This window comes from Bacillus sp. OTU530, from assembly GCF_038440375.1.
Genome location: NZ_JASATP010000021.1, coordinates 43,983 through 58,523, shown reverse-complemented (window position 1 = coordinate 58,523; position 14,541 = coordinate 43,983). Strand labels below are relative to the sequence as shown.

Below are 14,541 nucleotides of genomic sequence, written 5' to 3'. Positions count from 1 at the left end.
GCCAATTCGACGTAGTCGGAAATTTTAGGAATACAGTATAAGTAGGGCTACGCCTCTGTCTTCGCGCAAGAGCAGGGCTCGCCAATCGGCGAGTTTTCTTTAGTAGCGGCTTCTAATAGCTCTTCAACTAATAAAGATAAGTCTTCTGCTCTTTATATACTCTGAATCATAGGCAAACAGCCTATGATTTTTTTCATACTTTAAGAAAGTATAAATTTCTAGCCAGGAGACCACTCGACGTAGCGAGAAATTTTAAGAATAAAGTATATTTAGATTTAACTTTAGGGCGTGAGGGTGAAAAAAGGAAACTATTTCTTTTGTATTGGAGGAGAAAAATAAAATGAAAAGACAATATGATCTCGATTGGATTCGTGTATTAGCTACACTTGCCGTTTTCCTTTATCATTGTTTGATGTTTTTTAACCCGTGGCCATGGCATGTAAAGAATAATGAAACTGACCCCACCTACATTACGGCCATTTCCTTGTTCATGAGCTCGTGGCTAATGCCGATTTTCTTTGCAGTGTCGGGAATCAACTCCTACCATGCTCTTCAGAAAAAGACGGGAAAGCAATATGTAAAGGAAAGAATGGCCCGGCTAGGAATTCCTCTTGTATTTGGGGTCATGATTTTAACGCCTCCACAAGTATATATGGAACGAGTAAGTCATGATCAATATACAGGGGCATTTTTGACATGGCTCCCGCAGTATTTTGATGGTGTCTATCTGGACATAGGTGGAGCCGGGAATTTTGCCTTCGTCGGACTGCATTTATGGTATCTTTTGGTGCTCTTAATATTCAGCTTGTTTACACTGCCGCTCTTTCTTAAAAAGAAGCCTTCCGTTTCAAAGGAGATTAAAGTGCTGCATCTTTTTCTATTATCAATTCCTTTGATGATAGTATCCATACTAATGGATACTGTGAGACTAGGGGGATGGGATATCACTTTCTATTTAGTTATTTTTTTATACGGGTATTTTTTCTTAACCAAGGAATCCTTCAAGACAGCTATTCACAAGATGCTCCCCGTTAACATCGTGGTAGCTATTCTGACGACTATCATTTTTATTTATGGTTTCATGGCAGGCATGTCTTCTTCAGGAGAGGTGTTATCTATATCACTAGCCTTAGTACAGGCTCTAAACTGTTGGTGTTGGCTGCTAGTCATTTTTGCAGCGGGGGATCGCTATCTGTCGGTTTCAAATAGGTGGTTGAAATATGGAAACCAAGCTTCCATGCCATTTTATGTTCTTCACCAGCCTGTTATTGTTCTGCTAGGCTTTTTAATAGCGGATGTTTCATGGTCTATCCCGCTTAAATTGATATTCTTAATTGTGGCTGCATTTTTAATTATCATGGTCCTGTATGAATTTCTTATTGCACGGGTATCCATTTTTCGAGTTTTATTTGGTATGAAAGGGAATAGGGAAAGAGTACCTAGAGGGGATTCGGTATTGCGAAATCATATTAAAATGTAAGGATAGTAAAAAAGTGGATAGGTCTCAATAGACATATCCACTTTATTTGTTTATCCATTCTTTCATTCAAGACGCGATTACAGATAAGTAGCAGGTAAGGGTAGTTTACCTTTACAAGATTTCTGCAAATGAATATCAGCTATCATAATGGTGTAGTAGCTTTTATTACTTCCAATAGAAGTCCGAGCATAAAACCGCAAATGGCTCCGTTCACTCGAATCCACTGTAGATCTTTTCCTGCACCATTTTCTATCATAGCAATAAGGGTTTGATCATCAAGCGCGTCCAAATTTTCTCGTACAAGCTTGCCTATTTTTGAATGGTTGGCTTCAACAAACTGGATAACTTGCTTCTGTAACCAGTTTTCTATGGCACCCATATGTACTGGATTCGCTTTTGTGTTATTTAATAAACGTGTCAAGAAGGGTAGAAGATGCATGTCAACAAACTCACCGTCTTTAATAGAGAATAATGCTTGTTGCTGCATCCTCTCAAGAGTTTTGGTTATTTGTTCGGTGGCATCCCAATTTTCAATAAGATGTTCCTTCCAGTCGTCCAGTTCTTTTATAAATGTGGTATTCTCATGAACTTTTTTTAGCTCTGTACGGATTTGTTCGAGCAGCGCCTGTCGGTTTTTATTATCAGTCTCTTGCAAACCATCGATTCCCCTAAGAATAAAATCTTGTATGATACCGCCGAGCTTGTTTTCATCTACTACATTTATAAAGGATTTTACTGCAAATTGTAAGAAACCATCCAGCTCTATACGGTCTATTGCCTTGATTGCCGTACTGCCAAGTTCATTACGAACACTATCCTTTTCTGCCCATCCTTTAGCCTTCATAAGAAGGTAATTCAGAGCTTTTTCATCATAGCTATGAGCGAGTATTTGATTGATTGCAGATTGGATCAAAGCACTGGTATGGATTGAATATAGATACTTTTTAATTTCTTTCTCTACAAAAGAAGCGATCTTGTTTATATTGACATGACGAATTGCGTGTTCGATGACTGTAGTGATTCCTCGTTTCACTGAATCAGAATGCAGTTCCTTTTCGATAATAAGGAATACCTTTTCTGCCAAATGGATTTCCTTCATCTTATCAGTGATACTTGTTTTTGTAAGCCATTTATTTTCAAGCATGGAGACGAGCCCTTCCGTGAGCTTCTGTCGGTTTTTAGTTAACAGGGCTGTATGTGGAATGGGCACGTTCAGTGGATGCCGGAATAATGCAGTAACTGCAAACCAGTCAGCCAATCCTCCTACTAGCCCCGCTTCGAACCCGCCTTGTAGGATCGCTCCTGCCAGTGAGTCATGAAACAGCGACGTTATAATAAAACCAGTTCCCATAATTGCCAATGAAAAGCTGGCTACGTATCTTGATCGTGTTGCCATTGTAGTCCCTCATCTCTTTGTAATCTATCTTTAATGATAATTAAACAATATAAAATGATGAAGGATTTTTCAAGTTTAAAACTCCTTATCCTAACCGTTTAAACAAGGATATAAATCAAAATACAAGCGACTCCCTGACATAGAAGGACAAACATCTAAATAAGATGAAAGAAGGAAATCAATAATTCTTAAGCTTTTTAAGGGGGTGAGCAAGATATCGCAAGCTGGAGTTTTTGACTTACATACCCGGGCAACTTTTCAGGCGCTTGTTCATGCGATTATCTCAGATACTCTTTGGATTACAACATTGGGAGCTACACAGGGCGTAGCGATACTCGATTTAAAGGTTTATGAATATATCATTTGGACATTGGATCATTCTCTAACTATTCCTATAAAACAGCAGCTAAATCTAATTAATACATCAATGGCAAAATCAACAGCACAATTGCTGGATGCTGCAGCCACTCAATTCATTTGGTCAGATCAGATAAAATATCCTCTCAATGCTTGGGCATTTCTTGGGGGCGGATCATTTGCAGCCCTTTTACCAGGTGATCGATTAAGAGTAATTGCTCTGTTGGAGCAGCTTAAAATTGATCTTGAAAGCTTACCTGTACCTTATCAAAATAACTCGGGGCTTATTCGTAATATGATGGACGTACTGAGCCAGCTTACCCTGTTCGGTTATTATTCAGAATGGAGCGCGTATGGAATAACCCGTCTGTTGCCGCCTGATTATAGGCGGATGGAGCATTTTCCGGTTGGCTGGATTCAATCTGGATATCCGGGGCCGGCCTTTGGATATCGTGACTTTCGTGGATTCTTAGTAGAGTTTCCGCACAGGGAGGGAGGTTCATAATGGAGGATCAGGATGTGATCGTAATTGGAGCGGGAGGTGGTGGTGCCGTCATCGCAAAAGAACTTGGGGAGATGGGATTAAAAGTTTTGGTTCTAGAAGCAGGTCCGTGGTATGGAAACAAAAAATGGCTGCATCCAAATCTACAGCCAGGAGCCAAAACCAGCTCGAACGCAGACGATTTGGATGTAATCCTTTATAAACAATTATTAAACAAATATGAAGCTAACATGGATGATTTGGTTTCGGGCAGGTTTCGTTGGGGACCTGCAGATCGCAGCCGCCCTCCATGGTTTCGGCAGATGCCGCAGAAACAGATTATTTGGCAAAGCTCTGGTGTAGGAGGAACGACACAACATTATACGGCAAATTCCCCCCGGGCATTTCCATTAGCTATTGACAATGTATGGCCCCTCTCTTATCAAGAACTAGTTCCTTATTACGAAAAGGTTGAAGCCACATTGCCAGTTAGCTTCGCACCGACAACTGCAAAAGAGGAGTTATTCTATTATGGGGCGAAAAAGGCAGGGTGGCAGCTGATTCCTACACTGGATGTGACAATACCAGGCTTTCGTCCCCAGCCCAATGCGATTTTGCCTCCTAATGAGAACCTTACAAATATGAACGTTTCCCTGGAGCAGTTATCCTGGATGAAAGGTTGTACTCTCGCAGGACATTGTATCAATGGTTGCCCACATGGTCCCTCGGTAGATAGCATTGCGAAGCGTTCAACAAATGTTAGCTATGTTCCGCTTGCTTTAAGGACAGGTAATGTCACAATAAGACCAAATGCTTTTACTATAAAAATAATAACAGATACAACCTCCACTTCTGAAGGATTACGTGCTAGGGGGGTACAAATAAGGGATACATGGACGGGAGCGCAGGAAGAGTTACAGGCAGAGGTCGTAGTGATGGCTGCCGGCAGCATTGAGAGCCCGCGCCTTTGGTTAAATTCAGCGCTGCCTCAGAATCCATGGGTTGGAAAAGGGCTGACTAATCATTATATGGATTTGGTATCTGGGATATTTGCTGAAAAGGATTTACATGCAATATTGGGGAGTTCAGATATGAATCCTTTTGTTGGTCATACATGTGGGGCAAGATTAGATTACCCTGGATTAGGGACTGTGCAAACAGTTGGGATGAGCCCGGGATTAACCGCTTCTCTTTCTTATGGTATGAGTGAATCTGGAGCTTATCTCTCACATTCACCCAGCCCGAATGACCTGTGGGATGTACGTGGCCGTATTGTTGGCCATAAATTAAGCGAAGTCATGGCAGACTATCGTAGAACATTACAGATACTAATAACTACTGATGATGAAGTCGATCTACGAAATGGAATTACGCTTCACTCTTCTATTAGCGATGAACACGGATTTGTTCCTTTTGTGAAGTATACACCTACTGAACGATCTAGAAGGAAACGGAGCAAGCTGTTTCAGATAACAGCTGATATTTTACGAAAAGCGGGAGCGAAACAAATCATTTGGTCCGATTGGCCAGCTGGTGTAATGATTCACATGGAAAGTACAATGCGAATGGGTTTTGTCGTTAATCAGGATTGCGAAGCATACCAGGTAAAACGGTTATACATCTCTGATAATAGTGTACATTACAATAGCTTGGGCGGTTCGAATCCAACGCTTACGACACAGGCACTGGCTACCCGTACAGCGGAAAAATTGTTTGAAAAATACTTCAATTAGTATTTTTAATAAGCAAATGGTAAAGGATACTACTATAATAAATCATATATAAAGTCTGGTGGGATTTTTAGAGATGAAACTATTTGAAGTAATTCATGATGCTTTTGAGCCATTTATGGACGGTGAGAAAAAACCATTGAATGTAATGGAAGTTACAAACTTATGGTTTTTTCTTTTAGCAACAGAAACTACAATGCGCAATGAAGAACTAGGCTGCAACCTTGCTCAAGATGTTGAATTGAAGCAAATATTAACGGATATAAAAGAAAACGTACATACCCCAATTAGAAATGAAATTAGCGAATTTCTAAAAAAAGAAGGGGTTCCGCTTCCGCAAACAACTGCGGAAAAACCCGTTGGTGATTACCGAGATATACCAGAGGGCGCCAAATTAAACGATGAGGAACTTGCTAATTTAATGTCCTATAATTTAGCTCAGGGAGTTGCTTATGCTGCTAGGGGACTTACTGAATCAATTCGGGCGGATGTTAGTTTAACGTTCTCTAAAATTATCATGAAAAAGACGATGGCTGGTTTAACATTAAAACAATATTTAGAACGACATGAATGGCTGCGCATTCCTCCTTACTACAAAGAATAAATGCTTATAATCCTCAGGCGTATAAGCTAGTTTTTATCGAGAATTGCCGTTTAACCGTACCATAAGCAGGTACGGTTTTTATACTAATATGGAGTAGTAATAATACATAACAAAGTAGTTAACAGGACTCCTGATGCTGCAAAATAAGTATCAGTACCATATTTATTAGGAATAGGGAGAAAGCGTTGGGACAGATGGTATCCAAGAAACTAATACAAATAATAAGCAGTGAGAATGGAACAGGCAAAGCAACAAAAGGAAATAATAATAAAAGGATGACGAGAAGATTTGTGGAGTTTCTGTTTGTTTTAAGGAAAGTATTGTTTGAAAACGATTTCTTTGGTATGTTTTAAATATAAGTTTACTAAAATTAAATAAAAACAGTAAATTAATGGAGTAGATGATTAAGATGGCAACGATAAAAGATATTGCAGAGCAGGCCAATGTTTCCACTGCAACGGTATCAAGGATTTTAAATAATGATCCATCTCTTTCGGTTTCAGGGAACACAAGGAAAAAAGTGTTGGAAGTAGTGAGTGAATTAAATTATCAGCCGGTGAAAAGAAATAAAGCGAAATCAGTTAAGGCAAAAGATTCTTCTAATATCGGCTTAGTTTTGGCCAATGATGAAGCAATTGATCCTTATTTCATGTCTATTAGGAAGGGGATTGAAAGTATATGTAATGAATACTCATTAAGCATTGCCTCTGTTTTTAATATTGGTAAGAGTCATTTTTCAGCTGCCATTATGGCTGACTTGGAGGGTCTCATTGTTCTTGGTGATGTAAATATCAAAGAGCTCCAAGAGGTTTATAGTAAGACTAATAACATTGTATTTGTGGATTTTTTACCGGAAAAAGAGAATTGCGATGTAGTTATCGCAGATTTTGAAACGGCAACATGTGAGATTATGAACTATTTGTTTAGTCAGGGGCATAGCCGAATTGCGTATATAGGCGGAAAAGGATTAATCAGAAGCATTCATAATAGAAGAATGATAGAGAAAGAAGATATCCGGAAAAGTACCTATGAGCGTATTATGAAAGAAAAAGGACTGTATCAATCAAAACACATCCTTCTAGGGGAGTTTGGCCCAATGAGTGGATATACATTAATGAAAAAATTAATGGAACAAGAATCCTTACCTACTGCGCTCGTCGTTGCGAGTGATCCGATGGCGATAGGGGTAATTCGGGCATTGCATGAAGCTGGTATCAAAGTTCCAGAAGATATTTCAGTTATTAGTTTTGATGATATCGAAGCTTCAGCCTTTTTAAACCCAACTCTTTCTACAGTAAAGATCCCGACTGAGGAAATGGGGAAAACTTCAGTTAAGCTTTTGTATGATCGCTTAAAAGGCGGGAGAGAAGTACCTTTAAAGGTTATTTTGCCCACGGAACTCGTTTTAAGGGATAGTACAGGTCCCAAAGCTTGATATATTTGTTTAAAAAAATGGATAAAATACGAGAAGACCTTTTCTTACATGTAACAAAGAGAAGGTCTTCTTTTTTAACTTGAAGAGTGTTAGGAAAGGTATATATGCAAAGTTTTGTTTAGTAAAATTAAGGTTAATTTATTCTTTATTTACTAGTTATATTAGGGTTATTTGAAGGTAAATCTTCTTTTTTAGTGAAAAAATATAGAAAACATATTGAATGTATGCGCTATTTTTGGTAAAGTTGTTTTAGTAAAGTTTATGTATTTTAACTAGTTATATTGGTGTAAACGTTTTACTGAGAAGAATGAAATATTAGTCAAAGGGGCAGATTGAAGTGGTAAAACTTAATAAGAATTATTGGTTGTTTGGGGTCTTCTTTCTTCTTTATTTCTTTATTTGGGCAGCATGTACGATGTTTTTGTCTTTATGGTTGACAAATGTAGGCGGTTTGAGCTCTACAAAGACAGGTATGATATTCTCAGCCATATCCATCGCAGCTATTTGTTATCAGCCGTTTTTTGGAATCCTTGCAGATAAGCTAGGCTTAAAAAAGAACTTACTCTGGTTTTTTATTTTTCTGTTAGTTTTTATTGGGCCATTCTTCATTTATGTATTTCCGGCATTGTTAAAGACAAATATTATTTTGGCGGCTATCGTTGGAGGCGCTTACCTCGGGGCTATCTTTAATGGCGGGGTAGGAGCGATTGAAGCGTATATAGAGAAAGTGAGTCATGCGAATCATTTTGAATATGGACGAGTTAGAGTATTTGGGAACATAGGTGCTGCAACGAGTACTTTTGTAACCGGTCATTTATTCAATACGAATCCTAATTTAGTCTTCTGGATCAGTACAGTTGCGGCTATTTTATTAGCAGTAATTTTTAGTTTTGCGAAAATGGATGAATCAAGTTCTGAAGTAGCGAATCATCAAAATGAACGATCAGTACCAAAAGGATCGACTCTAGCTCTTTTCAAAAATAAGAAATTCTGGTTTTTTACCTTATACGTTCTTGGGGTTGGCTGTGTATATGATGTATATGATCAACAATTCCCAGTATATTTTACACATTTCTTTTCCTCAGCAGATAAGGGTACAGAAATTTTTGGTAACCTTGTTACCTTACAAATTTTCCTTGAAGCGATTGTTATGATTTTAGCACCATTTATTATTAATAAAATTGGCGCAAAAAATGCCCTTATCTATGCTGGATTTATCATGTCGTTCAGAATTTTAGGATCAAGCTTTGCAGATGGACCTGTTGCCATAAGTTTATTAAAGTTAATGCATGCGGCAGAGGTGCCAATTTTGCTAGTAGCCGTCTTTAAATATATTTCAGCGAATTTTGATATGAGATTATCAGCAACTATTTATCTTATTGGCTTTCAGTTTTCAAAACAAGTAGGGTCGATTTTCTTATCAACTATCGCGGGGAATATGTATGATACAGTAGGCTTTAAAAGTGCTTACCTTTTATTGGGTTCGGTTGCTTTCATCTTTACAGTGATTTCAATGTTTACATTAGCAGGAAAAAGTAAGTCTGCAGCAGAAAATGTAAGCGTTAAAAGGGCATCTTAGAGATAGAAAAGCATAATAAAATTGAATATATCCTTCTTTCAAGCTTGGGGGCCAGAGATTAGACGAGCAACATCAGGTTGAAAGGGGAGTAGAGGATTTATAATGGTAGCTATGCTTAGTTTTCCTGCTAGAGGGAGAATATGAGCATAGCTTTTTTGTACTTATAATATTGTTTGTCAGCATTAAGGTAAGCTGGTAGGAAGAGTCATGGAAAGCATATTAGTGTGTATCCAATTTTGAATTTCATGTACCGTATTAAGACAGCTTCTATTCATACAGAATAGAAAAAACTCAGAGTTTCTAGGTGCTTTTTTCTATTACCTGAACAGATGTTGAAATGCTGCATAGTGGCATTGAGATCCTTTGGGGAAGGGGAAAGTTTAGAATTAATTGGGGGGAAACGTACTAGGTGTAGGTTAAGCTTAAGGATATGATTGTTTGTACAAAGTCCACAAGATGATTGCGCATCACAGGCAGTACAAATAAAAAAGAAGGAAATCATTAACTAGAATTTCCTTCTTTTTACTATTCTTATTGAAGAGAACTTTTTTAATTCACCCAGTGGAAAATCCTGAGTAACCTAGCCTCCAAAAAGGAGCTAGCAGCGACTTTTCGAATATTTGTATTTAACAGATGCTCTTGAAAGGTTCATGAACGTTTCGAAAGCATCCATTGATCAAAGAGAGACTGCCAATTATTAATAAACGACAACTGGCTCGTATACACTGAGATTATCATATACTGACTTCGCAACACCAGGTGGGAGGTTGACACAACCGCCTGATCCTGCAGTAAGATAAGCGTTGCTTGCCCAGTTTGTCCGCCAGCTGGCATCGTGGAACCCTTGTCCATCGTTCGTAAATGGAGCCCAATAATCTACCTTAACCGAATAATTCGGATTGCCTACTGAACTGCCTTTGAGTACGGATGGTGTGCGCTTATAAAGGATATACCACACTCCTGGTGATGTATCTTCATTGGTGCTATGTTTACCAGTCACTACATTTGTTGTTAATACTAATTGCCCATTTTTGTAAAGCCAAATGCGCTGCTCCTGAATGGATACTTCAGCATACGTATCACCAATACCATTGTTTGTTGTAGTTTCATAGCCGTAGCCTTCACCCTTCCAGCCATGTCCGGAAATGTTAGAGGCAGAAAGTGACTTTTCCCCTTTTTCAAAAGCTTCCATAATCCGTGTTGTTTCTTTTGCAGCATCTAGTGCCCAGCCATAGCCTTGCCCTTTTACCGATATAGCCGAGCCTGAATGGGTTTTAAATGTGAAATTTTTATTTAATGTGGATTGGGAATTATTAATTTCCGCAATCTTACTTTTAATATTGCTCGGGTCAATGGTGAGTTTCATATCTTTTGACACAGAGGCTTTTTCGATTAAATCGCTGGCTTTTAAAGAATAAACTTTATCCTGTACCTTATAATCAATAGTTTGTTGAAGGAGCTCTTGCAGCTTTTTCTCTTCATCTTTTACAAGCGGATTGTCTTCCTTGATTGGCTGTACGTATACAGCATTCAGGCGGATTTCACTATTATATTCCTGCTTCTTGTAGGCCTTTAATAGACTGGCGACATCATACTGCTGCCCATCAATACTTTTTGAGACTGTAATTTTACCTTGTTCCATAATAGCCTGCGCATCTTGAGGTGCCTTTAAACTCTTATTTATTGCTAAGAGCTTTTCCTCCACTTGTTTTTTCATCGTTTGGCTTCGGTATTGATCCAGCTCGATTGGCATTAGTGAATAATTTTTTGCTTTTGAGGAAGGAAAAAGTGTCCGCTGGCTTTTTAATAGTTTTTTGACACTTGACAGATCTTGATCTGTGAATCCCATCTTTGTATCTTTTTCATCTAAAATTTGTTGTTGCCCGACATATACTGCATTTTTTAATACAGATGTTTTTAATTTTTTAAGTGCCTCATCAGCAGTCAATCCGCCCACGTTTGTGTCATTAATCTTGGTATTTGCATTAAAGTGGGTTGTCTGATAATAGCTGATTGCTGCAAATATAAGCGCAGCAATCACAATGATGCCTGCTGTGATAAACTTCCAGTTCGTAAACCGTTTGGATGGATGTATCTGCGGTTTATCGATTTCTTCAACTAACTCATTTACCGTATTTCCCATAAATATTCCTCCTACCTACCTAGTAACCTAACTATCAATGTTTCTCGACTTTGCATTTTTGGTTTTGCTTCCAAAATTTTCGGTTATTTTACATTAACACTTAAATTATTACAATCATTTTACATTAATACGCAAATTATTACAATTACTTTACCTTGATACTTAAATTATCACTATTATTCTACTTGATTCTATAGTGAAAAATTTGTCATTATTTGTATATGTTTGAAATTTTTATATATTTACTCTATATTTATCTATCTTAAATCTTCTTAATGAAATTTTAATAAAAATATAATTTCCTAATGAACAATATTAAGAAGATGAGATGAAAATTATAAAGTGTATTGAATTAGGAGCGGAGTTGTACAACTAGTATTACGATATGCTTTTGAAGAATTTCATTGGTACAGAGTAGATTTACGGACTCTTCAATATAAACGATGCACAATAAAGTGCTATGAAAAGTGTGGCTTTATGTAAGTGGGGAAAGAAAATGGGACTTCAAATGAGGTCCCATTCTTATTGTTAAATATTAACAATATCCTTTTAATGGAAGGATCCACCCAATTGTTGCTCAGCCATACGAACCAGCCGCTTGGTAATTTCGCCACCAACGGAACCATTAGCTCTTGAAGTAGTGTCAGCTCCAAGTTGGACGCCAAACTCCTGTGCAATTTCATACTTCATTTGTTCAAGTGCTTGTTCTGCTGCAGAAACCACTAGTTGGTTTCTATTGTTGTTTTGGTTTGCCATGTTGTATCATCTCCTATTTGGTGATAATGAAATGGTCTTACATTCCTAGTTTGATTGTAATAGGTGTATTTATTCGTAGTAGCATGTGGTAATTTATGTAAAAATATAAAGACGGTCATTTTAGCTGCAATATTATTAGAAGAGCGTGTTGCTGGCTTACATGTTATGGATGGGTTCTTTGGTGTATTTTCAGTTCAATAAAATAATGGGCCAGGTTAATGAAATAATGGGCTTAAAAAGTAATTTTATCTATTATGTAACTAACACTTAGAATCATATCTTGGAACAGAAAGCTTTATAGACAAAATGATTCATTTGTCCTTGGACGGTGCTCAATGTTGTGATGTTCGATGGTCGAATCTCAACATGTAATAAGGGCATCCTATTGCAAGGAGGGATAATTGATGGGAATGAGAATTTTATTAATCATAATATTAATCAGCTTTAATGTTGCAACAAAGGCTTTTGCTGAAGTTCCACTTAAAGCAGCTTTTATACGGGACCATCAGCTATGGATAAAAGAGGGAGATACAGAAATACCACTCACAACAGGTCGATATGTTTACTCTCCCCAGTGGTCAAAAGATGGCCGGTTTATTGCTTATTTAGACGGTGACGAACGTGGTGGAAAAACATATTTATTTATATATGATTTAAAAGAAAAAGAAAACTATCAGCCCTATCCATCACTTGAAGCAAGAAATTTTCAATGGTCACCAATTGCAAATCAACTAGCTTATAACTCAGGTGGTATACTAAACGTTACAAAAACACAGAATGGACGCCCAAAAGATTTTGAGAATGTTTCTCTGGGTGTTAGTGATTTTGCATGGTTTCCAAATGGAAAAGAATTTATTGTTTCATCGCAATCTAAGTTGCTTCCTACTGGATGGGAACCAGTTCATCTTTTTAAAGTTCCGGTAGATGCTAATCTTGACACAAATAAAATAAAACCTTTTTACACTATTCAAACAAATACAACGGACTTATTTGCTATTGATGCTGAATATTTTAAATGGAGCTTTGATGGTAAATGGGTTAGCTTTCTAGCAACACCTACTGCGTCTTGGTCCAATGATAGCAATACACTATGTGTACTATCATCAGCAGGAGATCACTTTCAAGTGGTAGGAAAGATGCTCTGGTATGAAGACTGGATAAAATGGGCTCCGACAAAAAATCAACTAGCCTTTATATCTGGTGAAGGGAGATTTTTTGTGGAAAACAAAAAAACAGCCATTACTGACATTCCAACCTTGAATGAACGAAAGGAATATACGCCTAAAGGATATGTTGACCTTGATGTAGATTGGCTCTCTCCAGATAAGGTAATTGTTGCCCGTGCAAAAGAAAACAAGGAATGGAAAGAGGGACCAGTTCCAACCATGTTTACAAGCCTGTACATAATCAATATAAAATCAGGAGAACAAAAGCAGCTTACCTTTCCAAAGAAAAATGAAATAGATAATCAACCTCAAGTTGTTGGGCCATATATTACTTGGTATCGAAAGACTGAAAAGGGAAAGCAAGGAGATGTATGGGTTAAGAATGGAATAAACGGTTCAGAACATCGCTGGTTAAAAGATGTAGACTCTGCTCCGATTTTTTTCAATAGCTAAGTTAATCTTTAATGTTGATTTTTCTTAAAACTAGGACCTTCTTAATCAAAAGAGAAGGTCTGAATGCCTAACAACGTCTTGATATATTCGATAGACTTTTTGGCAGCCGGCGAGAGTTCTTTTAGCGATGTTGCGGCAATGCTGATGATTCGATGCTGTTCTGGCTCTAGACTAAGAACTCTAACATTATGTGACATACCCTGCAGAACTAATTCAGGAATGATACTGACACCTAGTTCATTTTCGACCATAGCTACAATAGCTTGGTCATCAACCATTTCAAAGCTGTTTTTAAGAGTAACACCAGTCTCCTTTAATACTCGTTTCATGTCGTTGTTATAACCTGATTTGAGTGTAATAAAGCTTTCTTTCTCTAATTGCTCCATACGGATTTTATCTTGGTTACTAAGAGGATGATTGTGTGGAAGGATACACAATATCCTATCTTTTTTTAGGGGTATTGTTTCAAAAGATTCTAATGTAGGTAAAGCAATAAAACCAAAATCTATAACACCGTTAGTAATCCACTCTTCAATGTCTTGATAGCCTGCTTGAAAAATTTGAATTTCTATCAGAGGATGCTCTTTTTTAAAATACCTCATCAATGCTGGTAGCCATTGAATACAAACACTTGCAGGTGCTCCTATCCGAACTGTACCAACTTCCAGTCCATTAATAGAGGCGGCTTCTTGCTTCAATTTTTCATCCCAATGTAGAATTGTTCGTATATACTTTAAGATTCTCTGCCCATTACTTGTTAAGGTAATACCAGACCGCCCTCTAATCAGTAGAGAAAATCCAAGCTCGGATTCAAGATTCGCAAGAGAATAACTAACAGCAGATTGGGTTAAATTTAAGGCCTCCGCAGCTTTAGTTAGACTTCCTAGTTCTACAACAGTGTTAAAAACCTCGTATTTTGAGAGACTCATTTTCATCATCCCTATTCATAAATTTTATTCAT

The 14,541-nt window shown here is 37.6% G+C and carries 12 protein-coding genes; 8 read left to right on the top strand and 4 right to left on the bottom strand.

Going from position 1 to position 14,541, the window contains the following annotated elements; genetic code table 11:
- Positions 1-340 precede the first annotated feature (340 nt).
- Positions 341-1,480: an acyltransferase family protein gene (locus tag AAHB12_RS16640; protein WP_342046101.1), complete on the top strand. Its 1,140-nt coding sequence runs from the start codon at positions 341-343 to the stop codon at positions 1,478-1,480.
- 142 nt (positions 1,481-1,622) lie between these two features.
- Here the strand turns inward: AAHB12_RS16640 and AAHB12_RS16635 are convergent, their stop codons facing one another.
- Positions 1,623-2,876 carry a DUF445 domain-containing protein gene (locus AAHB12_RS16635; RefSeq protein WP_342046100.1) on the bottom strand — a complete coding sequence of 418 codons (1,254 nt, stop codon included), beginning with the start codon at positions 2,874-2,876 and terminating at the stop codon, positions 1,623-1,625.
- A 205-nt stretch (positions 2,877-3,081) separates the two neighbouring features.
- Between AAHB12_RS16635 and AAHB12_RS16630 the strand changes: the two genes are divergently transcribed.
- From AAHB12_RS16630 to AAHB12_RS16605, 6 genes are all read left to right on the top strand, one after another.
- Positions 3,082-3,738, top strand: a complete 657-nt coding sequence (locus AAHB12_RS16630) for a hypothetical protein (protein ID WP_342046099.1) — start codon at positions 3,082-3,084, stop codon at positions 3,736-3,738.
- Positions 3,738-5,447, top strand: coding sequence for a GMC family oxidoreductase N-terminal domain-containing protein (locus tag AAHB12_RS16625; RefSeq protein ID WP_342046098.1), 1,710 nt, complete (start codon positions 3,738-3,740; stop codon positions 5,445-5,447). Before AAHB12_RS16630 ends, AAHB12_RS16625 begins: the two co-directional genes overlap by 1 nt.
- Before the next feature lie 73 nt (positions 5,448-5,520).
- On the top strand, positions 5,521-6,048 hold the full coding sequence (locus tag AAHB12_RS16620) for a DUF3231 family protein (RefSeq protein WP_342046097.1): 528 nt from the start codon (positions 5,521-5,523) through the stop codon (positions 6,046-6,048).
- Positions 6,049-6,233: 185 nt separating this feature from the next.
- The gene (locus tag AAHB12_RS16615; protein WP_342046096.1) at positions 6,234-6,401 is read left to right on the top strand and encodes a hypothetical protein; all 168 of its coding nucleotides are present in this window, start codon (positions 6,234-6,236) and stop codon (positions 6,399-6,401) included.
- Between the two features lie 56 nt (positions 6,402-6,457).
- Positions 6,458-7,483 (top strand): LacI family DNA-binding transcriptional regulator, encoded by a 1,026-nt coding sequence (locus AAHB12_RS16610; protein WP_342046095.1) that lies wholly within the window; start codon positions 6,458-6,460, stop codon positions 7,481-7,483.
- Between the two features lie 337 nt (positions 7,484-7,820).
- Positions 7,821-9,062: an MFS transporter gene (locus AAHB12_RS16605; RefSeq protein ID WP_342046094.1), complete on the top strand. Its 1,242-nt coding sequence runs from the start codon at positions 7,821-7,823 to the stop codon at positions 9,060-9,062.
- A 697-nt stretch (positions 9,063-9,759) separates the two neighbouring features.
- Here the strand turns inward: AAHB12_RS16605 and AAHB12_RS16600 are convergent.
- Positions 9,760-11,205, bottom strand: coding sequence for a L,D-transpeptidase family protein (locus tag AAHB12_RS16600; protein ID WP_342046093.1), 1,446 nt, complete (start codon positions 11,203-11,205; stop codon positions 9,760-9,762).
- 549 nt (positions 11,206-11,754) lie between these two features.
- Positions 11,755-11,961, bottom strand: a complete 207-nt coding sequence (locus tag AAHB12_RS16595; RefSeq protein WP_342046092.1) for an alpha/beta-type small acid-soluble spore protein — start codon at positions 11,959-11,961, stop codon at positions 11,755-11,757.
- 404 nt (positions 11,962-12,365) lie between these two features.
- Here AAHB12_RS16595 and AAHB12_RS16590 point away from each other — a divergent pair, with 404 nt between their 5' ends.
- Positions 12,366-13,580, top strand: coding sequence for a translocation protein TolB (locus AAHB12_RS16590; RefSeq protein ID WP_342046091.1), 1,215 nt, complete (start codon positions 12,366-12,368; stop codon positions 13,578-13,580).
- 41 nt (positions 13,581-13,621) lie between these two features.
- On the opposite strand, the gene AAHB12_RS16585 is transcribed toward AAHB12_RS16590, so the two are convergent.
- The gene (locus AAHB12_RS16585) at positions 13,622-14,509 is read right to left on the bottom strand and encodes a LysR family transcriptional regulator (protein ID WP_342046090.1); all 888 of its coding nucleotides are present in this window, start codon (positions 14,507-14,509) and stop codon (positions 13,622-13,624) included.
- Between the last annotated feature and the right edge of the window lie 32 nt (positions 14,510-14,541).

Coding starts and splice junctions, on each gene's coding strand:
- AAHB12_RS16585 (WP_342046090.1), bottom strand. CDS start 14,509: ATGAGTCTCTCAAAATACGAGGTTTTTAACACTGTTGTAGAACTAGGA.
- AAHB12_RS16635 (WP_342046100.1), bottom strand. CDS start 2,876: ATGGCAACACGATCAAGATACGTAGCCAGCTTTTCATTGGCAATTATG.
- AAHB12_RS16595 (WP_342046092.1), bottom strand. CDS start 11,961: ATGGCAAACCAAAACAACAATAGAAACCAACTAGTGGTTTCTGCAGCA.
- AAHB12_RS16610 (WP_342046095.1), top strand. CDS start 6,458: ATGGCAACGATAAAAGATATTGCAGAGCAGGCCAATGTTTCCACTGCA.
- AAHB12_RS16590 (WP_342046091.1), top strand. CDS start 12,366: ATGGGAATGAGAATTTTATTAATCATAATATTAATCAGCTTTAATGTT.
- AAHB12_RS16620 (WP_342046097.1), top strand. CDS start 5,521: ATGAAACTATTTGAAGTAATTCATGATGCTTTTGAGCCATTTATGGAC.
- AAHB12_RS16600 (WP_342046093.1), bottom strand. CDS start 11,205: ATGGGAAATACGGTAAATGAGTTAGTTGAAGAAATCGATAAACCGCAG.
- AAHB12_RS16640 (WP_342046101.1), top strand. CDS start 341: ATGAAAAGACAATATGATCTCGATTGGATTCGTGTATTAGCTACACTT.
- AAHB12_RS16625 (WP_342046098.1), top strand. CDS start 3,738: ATGGAGGATCAGGATGTGATCGTAATTGGAGCGGGAGGTGGTGGTGCC.